The organism is Halobacillus litoralis (genome assembly GCF_020524085.2).
GTDB lineage: Bacteria > Bacillota > Bacilli > Bacillales > Halobacillaceae > Halobacillus > Halobacillus litoralis_E.
Map to the genome: position 1 here is coordinate 2,743,775 of NZ_CP129016.1, position 19,156 is coordinate 2,762,930.

The window sequence follows — 19,156 nt, forward strand, 5'->3', positions numbered from 1 at the left end:
AAACTGAGCTGGATTTGGTCTACTTTTTCCATCTCTCTCATAGATTGGTCATAGACCGGTGAAGAGAAAGGTGGATAAAAGATGCAGCAGGGTATGCGAATGGTTAAAAACGACGTTCAAACACATATGAACATCTTCGTGTTTATTTTCGTTCTATTTATTATGGGGATGATTTTCGGGGCAGTGATCGTAAACAGTATGAACTTTGTCCAAAAACAGGACCTCTTCTTCTATCTGAAGCAATTTTTTGAGCAGCAGACGATGATTGGAGGAACAGGAAAAGCTACCCTTTGGAAAGATAGCGTTCTTTACCATCTCAAGTATATGCTTCTCTTATTTCTGTTAGGAATCTCTGTCATCGGGATGCCGATCATCACAGTACTACTTTTTATCAAAGGATTGGTGATCGGATTTTCCGTCGGTTTTCTAGTCAATCAGATGGGCTGGTACGGACTGTTGATCTCATCGGTTTCAATTGCTCCTCAGAACGTCATTATTATACCTGTATATCTGATTGCAGGCTCTCTAGCTTTAATTTTTTCACTAACCTTATGTAAGCAGCTTTTCATTCGTAGAGTTCATCAGCCGATTATGAAGGGCTTTGTAAGGTATAGTGCACTCTTCGGAGCCTTGATTGCGATCCTGATGGTTTCTTCTGTTGTAGAAGTCTTTATCAGCAACACTTTTTTGGAATATATATTGAAATGGATTTACAAGTAAATGATATCAGATAATAATGATTATCGTTAACAGATTAAAATAATTATAATTTGACACTCGTTCTGTCTCTGATTATAATGAAATTGGTATTACGAGGGAGGGACGAACGATATGGAACATCGTATAGATAAAATCAAAAAGCAGCTGCATTCCCAAAGTTATAAGCTCACTCCGCAGCGTGAAGCCACAGTACGAGTACTTTTGGAAAATGAAGAAGACCACTTAAGTGCGGAAGATGTTTACCTCCTCGTAAAAGAGAAAGCACCAGAAATTGGTCTAGCAACCGTCTATCGAACATTGGAATTGCTATCAGAACTAAAAGTTGTCGATAAAATTAATTTCGGAGATGGCGTCTCCCGATATGACTTGAGAAAAGAAGGTGCTGAACACTTTCACCATCATCTCGTATGTATTGAGTGTGGATCTGTGGAAGAAATCGATGAAGATCTCTTAGGGGATGTAGAGAAAATCGTTGAAGGTCAGTGGGGTTTCGAAGTGAAAGACCACCGCTTGACGTTCCATGGCATATGTCGTGTGTGCCAAAAACAGGCCGTGACTACATCATCTGCAAAATCAAATGAAGAATAAAAGACCGCCGCTATGCAGGACATAGTGGCTTTTTATTTTGCTCTTTTTTAATCATCCAGCAGAAGGCAGAAAAGGGGTAGCGGTATAGATGGTTCCTCTGTATGCGTTTTCTAAAATCTCTGACTCTTGTATTTTTATTTACAAACGAATGAAAATCGTGTACGTTAAACCTAGATAGGACTTGTACTGTTTGTTCAACGGTTCCATCATCTGATTCTCTCATCATTCTACGTATATTTGTAAGGAATTTAGGCATATCCTTTACAAAAAGGTACGGAAATGAGGGGAGTGCCAATGACTCGTTTGAAGAACAGTTTAAGAGATTTAATCAAAGTCCTGATTGTATTCACTGTTTGTACTTGCGTTTTTTATATGGCTCTACGTATGGTGCATGAAGAATACGAGCGCCAGCATCGATACGATCCGCCAGGAGGTACGGCAATCAAAGTCTATCAACCCCTGGAACAGCCATGGACGGATCGTCTGTCGATATTTTTTCGGTTAGGGGAGTAGATGTACGATGCAGCATGCGCTGGAAGATTTTTTTCATTATTTGACCGTCGAGCGCGGGTTATCACCTAACACGATTCAATCTTACAAGCGGGACCTGTCTCAGTACGACCGCTTTTTACAGCAGGAATTAGGAGTGAATAACTGGGATGAAATGACCCGCTCCCATATTATGAAGTACCTGCATCACCTCAATGACCAGGGGCGCTCATCAGCAACCATCGCACGGTTGTTGTCATCCATTCGTCTTTTTCACCAGTTCCTCATCCGGGAAAAGGTAACAGAGCAGGATCCGAGCTTACATATAGAGACACCTAAGAAAGAAAGGAAGCTTCCGAAAGTGCTCTCTTCGGACGATGTGGACAAGCTTTTGAACATTCACGCGAAAGACCCGCTCTCAGCGCGGAATAAAGCGATGTTTGAAATGCTGTATGCTACGGGTCTGAGAGTGACGGAGCTTGTCTCTCTCAAAGTGACGGATCTGCATTTGACGATGGGTTTTGTCCGTTGTCTAGGCAAGGGATCGAAAGAGAGGATCATTCCTCTCGGTGACATGGCCAAAGATGCGGTTGAAAATTACTTGCAAATCGGTCGCGATGCACTCGTCAAGCATAAACAGACCGAAGAGCTGTTCGTCAATCATCACGGCAACGCCTTGTCACGACAGGGTTTTTGGAAGATATTGAAAGCGGTTGCTAGAGAGATGGGCGTCAATAAAGAATTGACCCCCCATACATTGCGCCATTCATTTGCTACACACCTTCTGGAAAATGGAGCCGATTTGAGGGCTGTTCAGGAAATGCTTGGACATGCAGACATCTCCACGACTCAAATCTATACCCATGTCTCCAAGACAAGGTTAAAAGACGTTTATCGCTCGTATCATCCACGGGCATAAACTCTTTTGTGTTTTAAGTTGTCTGACATCCTACATCTCAAGAATGTAGGGTAGTTTTTCACGAATTTGGGAAATTAAACATTAGGAGGGATCTTTGATGAATTCATTCAAACGTGTATTTTTAGTAGTTATGGACTCTGTAGGAATAGGTGAAGCACCAGATGCAGAGAAGTTCGATGATAAAGGGGCGCATACTCTGGGGCATATCGCCGAGCATATGAACGGCTTGTACATGCCGCATATGGGATCGCTTGGACTAAGCAATATTCGTCAGATTCAAGGCATTGACAAGGCTGAAAAGCCGAAAGCGCATTACACAACCATGGTGGAAGCGTCGAACGGAAAAGATACGATGACTGGCCACTGGGAAATCATGGGCCTTTATATCGACCAGCCTTTCCGTACATTCCCGGACGGTTTCCCAGATGAACTGCTGGACCAGATTAAAGAAAAGACCGGTCGCGGCATTGTTGGAAATAAACCGGCTTCAGGGACGGAGATCCTTAAGGAGCTGGGAGAACATCACATGGAAACGGGAGATTTGATCATTTACACGTCTGCCGATTCAGTCTTACAGATTGCTGCCCATGAAGATGTCATTCCGCCTGAGGAGCTTTATGAAATCTGTGAGTTCTGCCGTGAAATCACGAAAGATGAAAAATATATGGTCGGACGCGTTATTGCCCGTCCGTTCATCGGGGAACCAGGAGCCTTTGAACGTACATCCAATCGTCATGACTATGCCTTGAAGCCATTCGGACGCACAGTCATGAATGAGATGGAAGATGAAGGACTCGATGTTGTCGCCATCGGTAAAATCTCTGATATTTATGATGGAGAAGGCGTAACAGAAGCCATCCGCACGAAAGACAATATGGATGGGATGGATCAGCTTGTGAAGACATTGGATAAAGATTTCACCGGAATGAGCTTTTTGAACCTGGTCGATTTCGATGCCAAATATGGGCACCGTCGTGATCCTCAAGGATACGGGGAAGCGCTGCAGGAATATGATGCACGTCTTCCTGAAGTATTGGAAAAAATGCAGGATGATGATTTATTGATCATCACGGCAGACCACGGCAATGATCCTGTGCATCATGGCACAGACCACACACGTGAACTTGTTCCATTGATTGTCTATCACAATGGCATAAAAGAAGGGCAGGAGCTCGATCAGCGCCAAACCTTCGCAGATATCGGTGCGACGGTTTCTGAAAACTTCTCGATCCAAATGCCTGAACACGGCAAGAGCTTTTTAAAAGATATTCAATAAAGGAGGAGAAACAAAATGAACCAAACACAAGTAAAAGAAGCAGCTCAATTCATCCAAGGGAAATTGACTCATGAACCAAGTGTCGGACTGATTCTAGGATCTGGCCTCGGCGTACTAGCAGAGGAAATTCAAAATCCGACAACCATTCCTTATACGGAAATCCCTCACTTTCCTGAATCCACGGTTTCCGGCCATAAAGGACAGCTGGTCGTTGGTGAATTAGAAGGGCGACAAGTCATCGCGATGCAAGGGCGCTTCCACTATTATGAAGGCTATGATATGAAACAGGTGACTTTCCCTGTCCGCGTCATGAAAGCGCTGGGTGTGGAAACTCTTTTCGTTACAAACGCTGCCGGGGGCATCAATGAAACCTTCAAGCCGGGCAACTTGATGATCATAACCGATCATATCAACAATATGGGAGACAGTCCGCTGATTGGACCAAATGATGAGGATCTTGGACCACGTTTCCCTGATATGTCTGAAGCGTATGATCGCGCTTTGATTGATCACGCGAAGCAGTCAGCCGAGCGTATGAACCTTCAAGTACAGGAAGGGGTTTATGTAGGAAATACAGGACCTGCCTATGAGACAGGGGCAGAAATACGTATGCTGCGTACACTCGGAGGAGATGCCGTTGGAATGTCCACGGTGCCAGAAGTGATGGTGGCGAACCACGCAGGAATCCGCGTCCTTGGAATCTCTTGTATTTCCAATATGGCTGCCGGAATTTTAGATCAGCCGCTTACGCACGATGAAGTCATCGAAACGACGGCTCAAGTGCGTGAGGATTTCCTAGGATTCGTTAAAGAACTTTTAAAAACATTACCAGCATAAAAAAAGAAAGCGTCTTGAGAGGCGCTTTCTCACTTAAACTTTAAGTAAAGGGTGATCGAGATGAGAATGTATGACATTATTGTAAAAAAACGCGATGGCGGGGAATTGACTAAGGAAGAAATCGAATTCTTCGTTGAAGGTTACACAAAAGGTGAGATTCCTGACTATCAGGCCTCTGCTTTTACGATGGCGATTTATTTCCGGGGCATGACGGCTGAAGAAACGGCGACGTTGACTCAAGCCATGGTGGACTCTGGTGAAACCATCGACCTCTCAGCGATTGAAGGGAAGAAAGTCGATAAGCACTCTACTGGTGGCGTAGGAGATAAGGTAACATTCATCGTTGGACCACTAGTCGCTTCTGTCGGCATTCCTGTTGCGAAAATGTCCGGACGTGGACTTGGGCATACAGGTGGAACACTGGATAAACTAGAGTCCATCAAAGGCCTTGAAATTGAGATGACGAAAGAGAAATTCATCGAGAATGTAAATACCCACAAGCTTGCGGTGGCAGGTCAAACCGGGAACCTTGCTCCTGCAGACAAAAAGCTCTATGCACTGAGAGACGTGACGGGTACCGTAAACTCCTTACCACTGATCGCTGGTTCCATCATGAGTAAAAAAATTGCATCAGGAGCAGACAGCATTGTGCTTGATGTGAAAACAGGTTCTGGAGCCTTTATGAAAACACTCGAGGACTCTGAAGCACTTGCTCGTGAGATGGTGAACATCGGAAATAACCTGGGACGTAACACGGTAGCTGTCATTAGTGACATGAATCAGCCCCTTGGCTATGAAGTTGGAAATGCGAACGAAATTAAAGAAGCAGCAGAAATTCTTAAAGGGAAGAACGTAGAAGACTTGCGTTTGCTCTCCCTTGAAATTGCTTCCCACATGGCCGTGCTTGCTGAGAAGTTCTCTTCTTATGAAGAAGCGTATAAAGCAATCGAAGCGAATATCGAAAACGGAAAAGCCTTCCAGTCCCTGCGTACGCTAATTGAAGCACAAGGTGGAGACGTTTCTATGATTGATGATCTTGATCGTCTACCTAGAGCGGCTCATGAAATTGAAGTCACGGCGGATCAGGATGGCTACGTATCTGCCATTGATGCAGAATCCATCGGCATAGCCGCCATGTATCTTGGAGCCGGCCGTGCTACCAAAGAGGATGAAATCAATCACGGAGTAGGAATCAGTCTGAAGAAGAAAATCGGCGATCCTGTCAAAGCCGGCGAAGCTCTTGTCGTCTTGATCAGTGATGACGAACAGCCGGATGATTCTATCCAGAAAGTGAAAGAAGCGTACACGATTTCTGGTGAAAAAGTCGAGAAACCGACATTGATTCACAATATCATTAAATAATTTTTCAAACTTAAAAAAGAAGCGGACCGTCTACACTCGTAGGTCGGTTCGCTTTTTCTTGTCTATCCGAGCCTGTTTTTTTGTAGAGAAGAATAATCGGAGGCGAAGTGGTATTGGATATTCATAAACGGGGAGGTTCATGATATTATTCTTGTAGAAGGGGGAAAAGGATGTTCCGGGTTTTAGAGGTGATAGTCGCGTCAGCTACTCTTATTCTTTTATTGTCCCATTGGATTTTCTCTTTTAACGTAAGCATTGATCTCATAGCACTCGTGTCGGCTTTTTTGTATGTATTCTTAGGCATGCGTTATTTGAAAGAGGATCGTGTCATCAGAGGAACGATCATTCTTGTTGTTTCGTCCATGATGGCTTTTATCTTCATTGAAAGTTTCATACCCATTACATAGGGAGGGGAAGACATGGATCAATGTATATTATGCTCACCAGAAACGGATGAAAAGCAGAAAATCATATTTGAGAATAATTCCTGCTACTTCGTTCAAAAGGATCAGCGTATTTTAAAAGGATCAGGATTGATTGTCCCCAAATCACATAAAACAACGGTGTTCGACCTTTCGAAAGAAGAGTGGATGGATACACAGGATATGATCCAACAGGTCAAAGAATGGCTGGATGACACGCTTCAACCAGACGGCTACAACATTGGTTACAATTGTTACGAAACCGGCGGGCAGCATATTTTCCACGCTCACATGCACATCATCCCCCGCTTCCAAGACGAACCCCACGCAGGTAAAGGCATCCGCCACTGGCTCAAACAAGAAGAAAACAAACGCCACATTTAAAACACGACCTCCTCAGGTCGTGTTTTTTGTTGTTCACCTTCACCCGTTTTCTACCAAAACGTTCCCTATACTTAAGGGCAAAGTTTCAAGATACCGGTCTTCGTTTGCCATATTGAGAGTCAGGGGTGGTTGGAAAGCCGCTCGCTTTCCTGCGGGGATGACGGAGAGCCTCCTCTAGCTCCGCTCTGCGGGGTCTCACCTGTCCCCCTCGTCCTTTTAGTTATCCGGTTCCGGCGCCTAGCGGCTAGTGAGACTCCCATCGCTTCTGTACGATAAGTCAACATCGAATCGCTACGCTCTCCGTGTTTCCTTTATCTCCGCCATCTCAGTCCAGTCCATTCGCCGCTGACCAAAGCGCTTTCACACTTAAAGATAGGAGTATCACCGTTTCCCTCCGCCCCTTGGCCATAAGAGTATCTCGAAACTATTTCCAGAATAAGCAGCTTTTCAGCTAAAGGAGAGTTGGTGGATTCAACTTTCAAACAGGCAGACATTTGTTTTCTAATGAGATCGAGTTCTTCTTTGTTAGATAGCATTGTTGAAGACACTCAATTGGTGTACGTGAGTTCGTTTACCCCATTGCTTGTATGGTAGAACCTAACCCCTATATCGTGGATAGTCGTCTATCACTTCTCTACCGAGCGAGCGTGAACCCCTCTGTATCAAGCCACTACTTCTCTAGTGCCATCTGTGGAAGGTTTTTATGATCCACTCTCCTCAATCATATAAGCCGATGTTTCCATAAGTGATATCGAGAGCCTCACTTGGCAAAGGGGCGGAGGGGAATGGCGAGACTCCTGCGGGAAAAGAGTGCTTAGTGAGACCCCACAGGACGAAGTCCGAGGAGGATCAAAAGAATAGAGGAAGTTCGATTAAGTTCGGCACGTCCTGTGCCAACATCGAACGACCCCACCTCGTGTGGGGCACCGCGGAAAGCGAGCTATTCCCCGCAGCCACGATCCACAGCACAAAAGTCTTGATATCATGTTGCCATATTGTTGAATGCCTAGAGGTGCTGTCTTGGATTATGTATAGAAGATGATGGTAAGGGAATGCTAGGGTCACTTAAAGCAATGGGAGGTTTTGGTTATGAAAAAAATGATGGGTGTGTGTCTCGCTCTTTGTTTAGTTGTCTCACTTTTTCCGTTAAACATGACATTTGCAGAAGAAAGGGAGTCAACAGAAATCGTCAATTCGGCGAAGTCCGCGATATTGATGGAGAAGAACAGTGGGATGACGCTTTATGATAAGGATTCAAATAAAAAGCTGCCCCCTGCGAGTATGACGAAGGTCATGACGCTGTTGTTGATCATGGAAGAACTCGATAAAGGTGGCATCAAACTGGATGAAAAAGTCCGTATTAGTGAACACGCCGCTTCTATGGGAGGGTCTCAAATCTTCCTTGAAGCTGGGGAAGAGATGACTGTTGAAGATTTGCTCAAAGGGATTGCTGTAGCATCTGGAAATGATGCGAGTGTCGCTATGGCTGAACGGATTGCCGGCAGCGAAAAAGAGTTTGTGGCTCAAATGAACAAAAAAGCGAAAGATCTCGGTTTGAAGAATACACAATTCCAAAACCCGACAGGTCTTCCAGCTGAAGGTCACTTCAGTACAGCTCATGATATGGCTGTCATGGCGAGAGAATTACTACTTCATGATGAAGTAACGAATTACACAAAAATTTATGATGATTATTTACGAAAAGGGCAGGAAAATGAATTCTGGTTAGTCAACACGAACAAGTTGATTAAGAATTACCCAGGAATGGACGGATTGAAAACAGGTTATACAAGTGAAGCGAAATATTGTCTCACGGCTTCTGCTAAACGAGACGATATGCATATGATCGCCGTAGTTATGGGAGCAGAAAATCCGAAAATGAGGAACTCGGATGTGACAAGCCTATTGGATTACGGGTTCAGTCAATATGAGGGTGTGAAACTCTATTCTAAAGATGACACGATGAAAACGATGAAAATCACACGAGGGAAACCTCTGGAGTTGAACCTTTCCCCGGAAAAAGATGTCGTCGTTCTGAAGAAGAAAAATGACAAGAAGAGCAAATATGAAACGGAATTGAAAGTAGCGGAAAAATCAGACCTTCCATTGGAAAAAGGAGCCCATATGGGATGGGTGATCGTGAAGAACGGAGATCAGGAAGTCGCTAAAGTCCGTTTGGAAACATCCGAGAACGTGGAGAAAGCAGGTTTCCCTGCCCTATGGCAGCGTTCATGGAAGAATTTGACGAGCTTTCAGAGGTTTTAGCATTTTCCCACTAGTTATGTTTTTGAGCAGGAAATGACAGCGAAAAGTACGAAAAGACATAGTGACTCTTATAAAGTCAGAGGAGGTAATTCACTTGAGTCTTCAAGTTAATTTTGCTGTCAGAGAGAATGTTTTGCTCGTCCGATTAAATGGGGAGCTGGATCATCATGAAGCCACAACGCTTCGGGAAGCTTGGCAGAAGGAGCTCGCGAACAACGGTGTCGAACATGTGATTGTCAATTTAAAAAAATTGTCCTTCATGGATAGTTCAGGCCTTGGTGTGATGCTCGGTCGTTATAAAGAAGTACAAGCGAAAGGGAACGAAATGGTGCTTTGTTCGATTTCGCCTGAGGTTCGGAGATTGTTTGATATGTCGGGAATGTTCAAAATCATGAAGCTCGTGGATGATGAGGCATCCGCGCTTGAGATGTTGGGGGTGGCATCATGCGAAATGAAATGACCCTGGAGTTTACGAGTGTAAGTGAAAATGAATCTCTTGCCCGCTTATCTGTTGCCGCTTTTGTCAGCCAAATCAATCCGACGATGGAAGAGCTTACGGATATTAAAACCGTCGTCTCTGAAGCTGTCACGAATGCCATCATCCATGGTTATGAAGAGAAAAGTGATGAGAAAGTCATGCTTACTTGCGCTATTGATGACGGAGAAATCGAATTGATCATCCAAGATCGCGGTCACGGAATTGAGAATATCGAGATCGCCAAAGAACCGCTCTACACGTCAAAACCGGAATGGGAACGCTCGGGAATGGGTTTTACCATCATGGAGAATTTCATGGATCGCGTAGACATTACTTCAGAGCCCGGGGTCGGAACGACGATCCGAATGACTAAGCAGTTGACGTCAACCCGCGCTTTGTGCAATTGAGGCGCCGCTTATGAGCGATACGACAAAAGAACGTCTGTCCGACAAAGATGTCAAAGAGCTGATCAAAAAGAGTCAGGCGGGCGATCAAGAGGCGAGGGACTTTTTAGTTGAAAAAAATACCCGTCTCGTATGGTCGGTCGTCCAGCGATATCTCAGACGTGGATACGATCAGGATGATCTGTATCAAATCGGCTGTATCGGCCTGCTCAAATCGATTGACAAATTCGATTTGAGTTATGATGTGCGTTTTTCAACGTATGCCGTACCCATGATCATTGGTGAAATTCAGCGTTTTATTCGTGATGATGGCAGTGTGAAAGTAAGCCGTAGTTTAAAAGAACTGAATCATAAGGTCCGTGCCAAAAAAGAAGAGCTTTTAAAGGAATATGGACGCTCGCCGACAGTTAATGAGCTGGCAGATGCGTTGGGTCTGACAAGGGAGGAAATCGTCCAGGCGGAGGAAGTTGGACGAACCCCTCAGTCCATTTATGAAACGGTTTATGAGAATGAAGGCGACCCGATCACGCTCGTCGATCAGATTGCCGAAGAGGAAAGCAACTGGTTCGATCATCTCACCCTGCAGGACGTGATGAGTAAACTGGACAAGAGGGAACGGCTCATTATTTACTTGCGATATTACAAAGATCAAACGCAGACCGAAGTGGCGGAGCGCTTGGGCATATCGCAAGTACAAGTATCACGGTTGGAAAAGAAAATCCTAGCTGATATGAAAGAAACAATGAATGATACCAGCTGATGGCTGTACCTCAAGAGGTACAGCTTTTTTTATGGTCACAGAAAAATTCGGATGATGAACGGTTCAAGGCGTTTCGTTCCACCATTTCTCTCACTATTCAATCTCCGAGGACTCTTCGTATGATTTTTACGTTCTCACACATAATAAGTCTAAGAAAATTCATACAGGGGAGGCGGTAGGATTGGCGACTCCTGTCTATATTCGTATAAAACAATCGATTTATGTTCAACCTTTGGCAAAAATTCGTTTGCAGGATGTGGCTCGTGTAACGGGTCAAAAGCGTCATAAACCTGTCTTGGAGCAGATGGTCTTACATCAAGTGACAGAAGAGGATCATAATATCGTGGTCATTGACTCTTTCATGATCATTGAACAAGTGATTGAGAAATTCCCGGAGCTTGAAGTTGAACTGATCGGCCCGAATCAATGCGTGGTTCATGTGGAGAAACACCAGAAGCAGCCGTCTCCTCTCTTAATCAGCGCGATATGGATCCTGCTATTTATCGGGGCAGCGATGGCGATTATGAACTTCCATTATGATGTGAGCATGCAGGCCGTTCAACAGAAGTTGCATTTTATGTTGACGGGAGAGAAAGTGGAACATCCATTATGGATTCAGGTGCCGTATTCCATAGGTCTTGGAATTGGAATGATTTTATTTTTTAACCACTGGTTTCAAAAACGGTTCAATGAAGAACCGAGTCCGATGGAAGTAGAGATATTCAATTATCAGGAAGACCTCGACCATTACGTGGCCATTAAGGAGAATAAGGTGGAAAAACAGGATGTGGATCGTTGAAGTACTCATTGGGCTTGCTGCTGGTATTGCTGTCGGAACCGGCTTCGTCGCTTTTTTGACAGTGCTTGGGATTGTACCCAGGCTCATGCAGTTGAGCCATTCAGAGTCCAAACTCCGTAGTTATGAAATGGCCGTGATTTTAGGTGTTTTTGCAGGGATTTATCTTTCATTTGGAGATGGCCCCGTGAAAATGACATTGATTGGACTTGTGATATGGGGGCTTTTTCATGGCATTTTCGTAGGAATGTTAGCTGCTGCTCTTACAGAGGTCTTAAACGTCTTTCCCCTGTTATTTAAACGAATCGGTGTGGATGGCTTTCTATTTACACTTTTAATGGCTCTGGTCCTTGGGAAAATTGCGGGGTCGTTGTTTCAATGGATTATTTTTGTCAGGTGAACGATGTGTGATTAGGAGGAAACCGTGTGGATAAACAACCACTGAACGAGAAGAATTTTGATAAAGCGAGAAAATCGTACCAGCCGAAACCACCCTATGTAATGAATTGTTTGAAAGCATTTATCGTGGGTGGGTTGATCTGTGTGTTTGGTGAACTTCTGACACAAATGTATATCCACTGGTTCGATTATAGCGAAAAGAATGCCATCAACCCGACGGTAGCGACTTTAATCCTTCTATCTGCGCTCGCTACAGGGTTTGGTGTTTATGATAAACTCGGACAGTTTGCTGGAGCCGGATCGGCGGTCCCTGTGACTGGATTTGCAAATTCTATTACTTCAGCCGCTCTCGAGCATAAATCCGAAGGTCTTGTGCTAGGGGTTGCAACGAATTTGTTCAAGTTAGCAGGTTCGGTCATTGTATTCGGTGTCGTTGCTGCTTATGTACTGGGAATGATTCGTTACGTGTGGTCGCTTATTTTTTAGGAGGAAAAGCATATGGGTAAAACGGGAACACAATCATGGACATTTACAGAACCTGTGTACTTACAATCCACGGGTACGGCTGTCGGACCGATGGAAGGCGAAGGCCCGCTGAAAGAAACGTTCGACGTCATTCATGAAGAACTTCATTGTGGAGAATCCAACTGGGAGCTTGCCGAACGTAAATTGATGACGGATGCAGTGTACACGTGTTTGCAAAAAGCAGGGATCGACCAGTCCAATATCGATTTGTTTTTAGCTGGGGATCTGTTGAACCAAAACGTCACGGGGAACTATGTGGCAAGACAATTAGGCATTCCTGTACTAGGGATGTTCGGGGCGTGTTCGACGAGTATGGAAACCCTTGCGACAGGAGCTGCACTCGTTTCGTCTGGATACGCCAAACAAGCGTTGGTGGCTGTTAGTTCTCACAACTGTACAGCTGAGCGTCAGTTTCGCTACCCAACGGAATATGGAGGACAAAAGCCGAAAACCGCTACATTTACTGTGACGGGAAGTGGTGCAGCCATCCTTTCGAAAACACCTTCGAAAATCAAGGTGGAAGCGGCAACCATAGGGAAGGTCATGGATTATAGTGTCAAGGATCCTTTTGATATGGGATCAGCAATGGCTCCAGCCGCTTGGGACACGATTAAAACGCATCTGGAAGACATGGGACGAGTGCCCGGAGATTATGATGTCATCGCAACCGGTGACTTGTCTGCAGTGGGAACGCCCATTCTTAAAGATTTGATGAAACAGGATGGCTATGACATCAGTGATGTTCATAAAGATTGTGGACTACTGGTCTATCACAGCGATCAACCTGTCTTCGCAGGCGGAAGCGGGTGCGCATGCTCAGCGGTCGTCACTTATGGGAAAATTGTGCAGGATTTAATAAGTGGGAAGTACAATCGTGTGTTGATTGTTGCGACAGGTGCACTCATGAGTCCGATGATGCTTCAACAGAAGGAATCGATTCCAGGGATCGCTCACGCCGTTGTTCTCTCGAGAGGGGAGGGGGGATCATGACATTTTTATGGGCGTTTATCGTCGGGGGAAGCATTTGCGTGATCGGACAAATATTATTGGATGTCTTCAAATTGACACCTGCCCATGTGATGTCTTCCTTTGTTGTAGCTGGTGCAGTCCTGGATGCTTTTGATCTCTATGACAATCTTATTGAATTTGCTGGGGCAGGAGCGACCGTACCGATTACAAGTTTTGGGCATTCGCTTTTGCATGGAGCGATGGAACAAGCGGATGAACATGGCTTTATCGGAGTTGCCGTAGGAATTTTCGAATTGACATCTGCAGGTATTGCATCAGCCATATTGTTTGGCTTTATCGTTGCTGTGATTTTCAAACCTAAAGGATAAATCGAGATCAAGGAGTGGAGGTTTATGCCAGAGAAGAAAAAAGAAACGCCCATCGTTATGAAACTCGATCAAAACCGGAAGACGATGAATGAACGCATTGGTGTAGACCAATCATTTGATGCCGGTTTCCGTACGCTGACCCTGTTGGGTGTTGAAGTGAACTTCTATTATGTCACCGGATTGGTGGAAACTCCAATCGTTGTAGAAGTGATGCGACAGTTGATGGAAATGAATGATACAGAGGATCACGTCGATTCTGTTTTTAAATCCATAAAAGATGAGATCCCACACCAACAAGTAGAAACGACTTCAGACCTTGATAAGTGTATCACCCAGATGCTTTCCGGGTTGATGGTCATTTTTGTTGATGGAGAAACAGAAGCCTTCATTGTTGATGTGCGTACGTATCCCGGAAGGACGCCGGAGGAACCGGATACGGAAAAGGTCATCCGTGGTTCGAGGGACGGTTATACAGAAAATATCATAGAGAATACGGCACTTACACGGCGCCGCATTAGAGATGAGCGTTTGAGAAATGAAATCATGCAGGTCGGAAATCGTTCGAAAACAGATGTCTGTATCACATACATCAAAGATGTAGCCGACCCAGGTCTCGTACAGCTATTAAAGGAGAAAATTCAAAAAATCGATATCGACGGCTTATCAATGGCGGATAAAAGTCTTGAAGAGTACATTGTCAATCAAGGAAAGAATCCGTTTCCGCTCGTAAGGTACACGGAACGCCCGGATGTCGTCGCCTCCCATTTGTTTGAAGGACATGTGGTCATCATGACTGACACGTCCCCGAGTACGATCATTACGCCTACTACGTACTTTCACCATGTGCAGCATGCGGAAGAATTCCGGCAGTCTCCTCCTGTAGGGACTTTTGTACGATGGGTGCGTTTCTTTGGAATCTTTGCCTCTGTATTTGTTCTGCCATTATGGATGCTGTTCGTCATGCAGCCGGATCTGCTTCCCGAACCGTTTGCTTTTATCGGCCCCAATGAAGAAAGTACGATTCCTATCATCTTTCAAATTTTAATTGCAGATTTAGGCTTGGAAATGTTAAGGATCGCAGCCATCCATACACCGACGCCTTTATCGACAGCTATGGGACTTATTGCCGCTGTTCTTATAGGACAAATCGCCATTGACGTAGGAATGTTTGTACCGGAAGTCATCCTTTACGTAGCTGTTGCGGCCATCGGATCCTATTCAACGCCGAGTTATGAATTATCTGTAGCCAACAAAATGGCACGTATCCTGTTTGTGATTTTAGTCGCTATATTCGGAATCAAAGGGCTTATGTGCGGATTTTTGGCTTATGTTCTGCTATTAGCCAATACCAAGTCGTTGAACACTCCATATTTGTGGCCGTTTCTCCCGTTCAACGGAAAAGCGGCGATCCAAATTATCCTGCGTCTCAGTATGCCATCGTTGAAAGTGCGGCCGAGTGTTGTTCATCCTCAAAACAACCAGCGTCAAAAATAATCGTATTGCCCGTTCTTTAGCAATGTGATAAATTAAAATAAATCTTGATGTCCTTTGATTTCCAAGGGGCATTTTCTTTTTATCATTTCTCCGTTAGTAGAAAAGGTGGGTTACGATGAATCATGAAGTGAATGAAAAAGGGCAATTGTTGATCGGGCAAGTCCCGGCTGCAGATCTTGCCGAACAATACGGCACCCCTCTTTATGTATATGATGTAGGTGAAATTAGAAAAAAGGCGCGGGCCTTCGTGCAGACGTTCAAAGAGAACCAGGTAGCTGCTCAAGTCGCCTATGCGAGTAAAGCTTTTTCATCTGTCGCTATGCTCCAGGTTGCGAATCAGGAAGGTCTTAGTTTGGACGTCGTTTCGGAAGGAGAACTACATACTGCCCTTGAAGCAGGCTTCCCGGTAGAGAAGATCCACATGCACGGGAACAATAAAAGTATCCGTGAATTGGAGATGGCCGTGGAACATGGGATCGGATGTATCGTCGTTGATAACTTTTATGAAATCGAACTCCTTCATTCCATCCTCGAAGAGAAGAAGAAAGAGATGGATGTATTACTGAGAGTGACACCGGGGATCGAAGCCCATACCCATGATTATATTTTGACCGGGCAGGAAGACTCGAAATTCGGCTTCGATTTGAGCAGTGGCCAGGCTGAAGAGGCGTTCATGAAAGTCAAGGAGAATGCCAATATCCGTTTAGTCGGACTTCATTGTCACATCGGCTCACAAATCTTCGAGACAAGCGGTTTCGAGATGGCTACGCGTAAGCTTTTCACTACTTTGAACGATTGGCGTAACCGTCACGGATATGAAGCCTCCGTACTGAACTTAGGTGGCGGATTCGGTATTCAATATACAAAAGAGGACGAACCGCTTGAGCTGGATCAATATGCCCATGCCCTCATCCGTGAAGTGAAAAACCTGTCATCACAGTACGATTATCCTATGCCGGAAATCTGGATAGAGCCGGGGCGTGCCATTGTCGGGGAAGCGGGTACAACGATCTATACCATCGGTTCTACCAAGGAAGTCCCTGATGTGAGAACCTATGTATCTGTCGACGGTGGGATGACAGATAATATCCGGCCAGCTCTATATCAGGCGAAATATGAAGCGGCGCTGGTAGAAAAAATGAATCAAAAGCCGGAAAAAGAGTATTCCATAGCTGGAAAGTGCTGTGAATCTGGAGATATGCTAATATGGGATGTGGCACTTCCGCCGGTTGAACATGGAGATAGACTTGCAGTTTTCAGCACGGGAGCGTATGGTTATGCTATGGCTAACAATTATAACCGCTTTCAAAAAGCGGCCGTCGTGTTTGTCGAAGAGGGTAAGCATCAGCTTGTCGTCAGAAGAGAGAGCTATCAAGAGATGACACGACTTGATTTAAGTTATGAAAAATGAAAAGGGGTATGAGAAATGAAACAAGCAACGATTGAATTTGAAAATGGAGAAAAAATGCTGATTGAACTTTACGAAGAAGCAGCACCGAATACAGTAGCGAATTTTGAAAAACTTGCCAATGATGAATTTTACGATGGATTGACTTTCCACCGTGTCATCCCAGACTTCGTCATTCAGGGCGGATGCCCGAATGGAACAGGAGCGGGTGGTCCAGGATATACAATCAAATGCGAAACAGAAGGCAATCCTCATAAGCATGAGCGAGGATCCCTTTCCATGGCCCACGCTGGAAAAGATACAGGAGGAAGCCAATTCTTCGTTTGTCACTCTCCTCAACCACACTTAGACGGCCGTCACACCGTATTTGGCAAAGTGATTGAAGGTGTGGACACGGTCGATCGTGTTCGTGTCGGAGATGTGATGCAGAAGGTCCGCGTCGAGGACAAATAATCACTAGAAGAGCCCTTCATGATTGTCACATTACTAGTATTGATTTTTTTAGTGGCACCTTTAAGCCTGTTCATCCATGAACTTGGTCACCTTTTTCCCGGCTTGTACTTTCGGGCGGATCAAAGTATCCTACACCTCGGCCGGGGAAAGGTCATCGGGCGATGGAGAAAAAACGAGGTCTGTGTGTACATCCACCTTTTTTTCTTCCAGGGAGCTTACTCGGTGAATGAACGGAAACCTCCATTCACGGATTTTGAAAAAGCTTGGATCAGTATGGGCGGCCCCTTGTTCAATGCTATAACGGCTTTGGTATTGTTCTTATGGTTTAGAGACCAGGGTGGTCATCTACTTCGTGTCTCCTTTCTTTTTAATACTTATCTTGCCATCATGAATCTTGTTCCGTTTTCTATCAAAGGAAAAGATTCTGACGGATATCGGCTTTGGTCGATTGTGAAACGCCGGTTTTTAGACAGGCTTGAATAATTGTGGGCTATGCTATATTCTATGTAGCGGGGCAAATCACAAAAAACCGGGGGCAACGTATAATGAAAATGAAAAATTGGATGCTGTTTACGTTTTTATCGTTGTTCAGCATCGGTTGGGGTTTATACTACTGGTTCGTCATCGTCATGTAAGCTTGACATATAGGATGAATTGGACAATGATTGAAAGTAACCATTTTCTTTTTCGATCCATTGATCGATCATCTGGAACTCTAGGAAAGTTATTTTCATAATTGAGGGGTTAATATGTTAATTCGATATAAAAAATCATTTGAGAAGATTGCGATGGGTTTGCTTTCTTTCATGCCTGAAGTATCAGACGTGAAGACGCTTCAGGAAATCATTAGGGAATATGATTCCAATCCGGATTGGAATCTATTTTTGTGGAAAGAGGAAGATATCCTCGGCGCGGTCGGAGTCCGTTTGGAAGATGGCAAAGCCGTTATCCAGCACTTATCCGTCAACCCTTCCCATCGTAATACTGGGATTGGACGACAGATGATTCACCGTGTCCGTGATCACTTCAAAGATGAGTGTGACGTGTGCGCTGATGTGGCCACTGAATCATTCATTGAGAAATGTGATGAAGAAAGTGCCTCTTCACAGTTATAAAGAACAAGGAGGTGTCGCGAATCGACACCTCCTTTGTTTCGTTTTATCATTGAACTCAAAATGACTTTTTTCTCCTCTTGTGTTTGAATACAAGGTTTTCATCGGAAAGGTCACTGGGAGATCCATAAGCAACGCCCCATTGTTGGCATAACTGTTGGACTTCTTTTAGAAGCTCCATATCAATGATGGGCAAATTCCAGCTGCGGTAAGGGACTTCTGTGTCCAAACGGGTTTTGAATTCTTCCAGCTGTTTCTCCAGACGTTCTCCATCCAAGCCGAGGAGTGGAAGTTCTTTCTCGTGTTCTATCTTCTTTTTTAAACACCGTTGTACCAGGGTTTTAGCACCAGCTTGATTGCCTCTGCGATCATGATACATAGCTACGGCGATTTGGATGAGCCATACCCAGATGGAAGATTGGTTACGGGAGTCTACTTCATTCCAATGCTCTTCAAGGACCTCATGACACTCAAAGTAATCTCTCGTTCCGTGGAAATGGGCAAGAAATTCAATATAAGCTTTCGGATACATATAATCCATCCATTCCTTTGATACAACCATGAGATGCCTGGTTGTTGATTAAACAGGTTTTAGTACTTATAACTATAGTATAACTTAAGAGAAGAAGTAAGGCTAAAGACATTCATAATCATAGAATACATGCTGTCACAGCAGGGTATTTTTTGATACCATTATTAAAAGAACATTGGAACGTAAAGGAAGAATG

The 19,156-nt window shown here is 44.6% G+C and carries 24 protein-coding genes; 23 read left to right on the forward strand and 1 reads right to left on the reverse strand.

Annotation, left to right across the window (positions count from 1 at the left end; translation table 11 throughout):
* Positions 1–81: 81 nt before the first annotated feature.
* The 23 genes from spoIIM (at position 82) to LC065_RS14100 (ending at position 18,431) form a co-directional block, all read left to right on the forward strand.
* Positions 82–720: a stage II sporulation protein M gene (gene spoIIM / locus LC065_RS13990; RefSeq protein WP_226589956.1), complete on the forward strand. Its 639-nt coding sequence runs from the start codon at positions 82–84 to the stop codon at positions 718–720.
* A gap of 111 nt (positions 721–831) precedes the next feature.
* Positions 832–1,308 carry a ferric iron uptake transcriptional regulator gene (gene fur, locus LC065_RS13995; protein WP_226589953.1) on the forward strand — a complete coding sequence of 159 codons (477 nt, stop codon included), beginning with the start codon at positions 832–834 and terminating at the stop codon, positions 1,306–1,308.
* A gap of 294 nt (positions 1,309–1,602) precedes the next feature.
* On the forward strand, positions 1,603–1,821 hold the full coding sequence (locus tag LC065_RS14000; protein ID WP_089654070.1) for a DUF4227 family protein: 219 nt from the start codon (positions 1,603–1,605) through the stop codon (positions 1,819–1,821).
* Between the two features lie 7 nt (positions 1,822–1,828).
* On the forward strand, positions 1,829–2,716 hold the full coding sequence (gene xerD, locus LC065_RS14005) for a site-specific tyrosine recombinase XerD (RefSeq protein ID WP_226589950.1): 888 nt from the start codon (positions 1,829–1,831) through the stop codon (positions 2,714–2,716).
* Positions 2,717–2,813: 97 nt separating this feature from the next.
* A complete protein-coding gene (deoB, locus tag LC065_RS14010) occupies positions 2,814–3,992 on the forward strand; it encodes a phosphopentomutase (protein WP_226589948.1) in 1,179 nt (392 codons plus the stop codon).
* A gap of 15 nt (positions 3,993–4,007) precedes the next feature.
* Entirely contained in the window at positions 4,008–4,829 is an 822-nt protein-coding gene (locus tag LC065_RS14015; protein ID WP_226589945.1) for a purine-nucleoside phosphorylase, read from the forward strand.
* A 60-nt stretch (positions 4,830–4,889) separates the two neighbouring features.
* Positions 4,890–6,191 carry a pyrimidine-nucleoside phosphorylase gene (locus LC065_RS14020; protein ID WP_306163493.1) on the forward strand — a complete coding sequence of 434 codons (1,302 nt, stop codon included), beginning with the start codon at positions 4,890–4,892 and terminating at the stop codon, positions 6,189–6,191.
* A 170-nt stretch (positions 6,192–6,361) separates the two neighbouring features.
* Positions 6,362–6,598 carry a hypothetical protein gene (locus tag LC065_RS14025; protein WP_226589941.1) on the forward strand — a complete coding sequence of 79 codons (237 nt, stop codon included), beginning with the start codon at positions 6,362–6,364 and terminating at the stop codon, positions 6,596–6,598.
* A 12-nt stretch (positions 6,599–6,610) separates the two neighbouring features.
* Entirely contained in the window at positions 6,611–6,997 is a 387-nt protein-coding gene (locus LC065_RS14030; RefSeq protein ID WP_226589939.1) for an HIT family protein, read from the forward strand.
* A 1,089-nt stretch (positions 6,998–8,086) separates the two neighbouring features.
* Positions 8,087–9,262, forward strand: coding sequence for a D-alanyl-D-alanine carboxypeptidase family protein (locus tag LC065_RS14035; RefSeq protein ID WP_226589937.1), 1,176 nt, complete (start codon positions 8,087–8,089; stop codon positions 9,260–9,262).
* Between the two features lie 94 nt (positions 9,263–9,356).
* Positions 9,357–9,722 carry an anti-sigma F factor antagonist gene (gene spoIIAA, locus LC065_RS14040; protein ID WP_226589936.1) on the forward strand — a complete coding sequence of 122 codons (366 nt, stop codon included), beginning with the start codon at positions 9,357–9,359 and terminating at the stop codon, positions 9,720–9,722.
* Positions 9,707–10,147 (forward strand): anti-sigma F factor, encoded by a 441-nt coding sequence (spoIIAB, locus tag LC065_RS14045; protein WP_226589935.1) that lies wholly within the window; start codon positions 9,707–9,709, stop codon positions 10,145–10,147. Before spoIIAA ends, spoIIAB begins: the two co-directional genes overlap by 16 nt.
* A 10-nt stretch (positions 10,148–10,157) precedes the next feature.
* Positions 10,158–10,904, forward strand: a complete 747-nt coding sequence (gene sigF, locus LC065_RS14050) for an RNA polymerase sporulation sigma factor SigF (protein ID WP_146817825.1) — start codon at positions 10,158–10,160, stop codon at positions 10,902–10,904.
* Positions 10,905–11,085: 181 nt separating this feature from the next.
* On the forward strand, positions 11,086–11,703 hold the full coding sequence (locus LC065_RS14055) for a stage V sporulation protein AA (RefSeq protein ID WP_226589933.1): 618 nt from the start codon (positions 11,086–11,088) through the stop codon (positions 11,701–11,703).
* On the forward strand, positions 11,690–12,100 hold the full coding sequence (locus LC065_RS14060; RefSeq protein ID WP_160913667.1) for a stage V sporulation protein AB: 411 nt from the start codon (positions 11,690–11,692) through the stop codon (positions 12,098–12,100). The genes LC065_RS14055 and LC065_RS14060 overlap by 14 nt, the downstream gene beginning before the upstream one ends.
* Positions 12,101–12,141: 41 nt before the next feature.
* Positions 12,142–12,585: a stage V sporulation protein AC gene (gene spoVAC / locus LC065_RS14065; protein WP_264187800.1), complete on the forward strand. Its 444-nt coding sequence runs from the start codon at positions 12,142–12,144 to the stop codon at positions 12,583–12,585.
* 12 nt (positions 12,586–12,597) lie between these two features.
* Positions 12,598–13,614, forward strand: coding sequence for a stage V sporulation protein AD (gene spoVAD / locus LC065_RS14070; protein ID WP_226589929.1), 1,017 nt, complete (start codon positions 12,598–12,600; stop codon positions 13,612–13,614).
* Positions 13,611–13,961: a stage V sporulation protein AE gene (spoVAE, locus tag LC065_RS14075; RefSeq protein ID WP_206945248.1), complete on the forward strand. Its 351-nt coding sequence runs from the start codon at positions 13,611–13,613 to the stop codon at positions 13,959–13,961. The genes spoVAD and spoVAE overlap by 4 nt, the downstream gene beginning before the upstream one ends.
* A 24-nt stretch (positions 13,962–13,985) precedes the next feature.
* The gene (locus LC065_RS14080; RefSeq protein ID WP_226589927.1) at positions 13,986–15,455 is read left to right on the forward strand and encodes a spore germination protein; all 1,470 of its coding nucleotides are present in this window, start codon (positions 13,986–13,988) and stop codon (positions 15,453–15,455) included.
* A gap of 115 nt (positions 15,456–15,570) precedes the next feature.
* Entirely contained in the window at positions 15,571–16,866 is a 1,296-nt protein-coding gene (lysA, locus tag LC065_RS14085) for a diaminopimelate decarboxylase (RefSeq protein ID WP_226589925.1), read from the forward strand.
* A gap of 15 nt (positions 16,867–16,881) precedes the next feature.
* Complete coding sequence (locus LC065_RS14090; protein ID WP_226589922.1) at positions 16,882–17,316, forward strand: peptidylprolyl isomerase; 435 nt, start codon at positions 16,882–16,884, stop codon at positions 17,314–17,316.
* 18 nt (positions 17,317–17,334) lie between these two features.
* Positions 17,335–17,799, forward strand: a complete 465-nt coding sequence (locus tag LC065_RS14095) for a site-2 protease family protein (RefSeq protein WP_226589920.1) — start codon at positions 17,335–17,337, stop codon at positions 17,797–17,799.
* 266 nt (positions 17,800–18,065) lie between these two features.
* On the forward strand, positions 18,066–18,431 hold the full coding sequence (locus tag LC065_RS14100) for a GNAT family N-acetyltransferase (RefSeq protein WP_226589918.1): 366 nt from the start codon (positions 18,066–18,068) through the stop codon (positions 18,429–18,431).
* Between the two features lie 55 nt (positions 18,432–18,486).
* Here the strand turns inward: LC065_RS14100 and LC065_RS14105 are convergent, their stop codons facing one another.
* Positions 18,487–18,990 (reverse strand): DUF309 domain-containing protein, encoded by a 504-nt coding sequence (locus LC065_RS14105; protein ID WP_306163494.1) that lies wholly within the window; start codon positions 18,988–18,990, stop codon positions 18,487–18,489.
* Between the last annotated feature and the right edge of the window lie 166 nt (positions 18,991–19,156).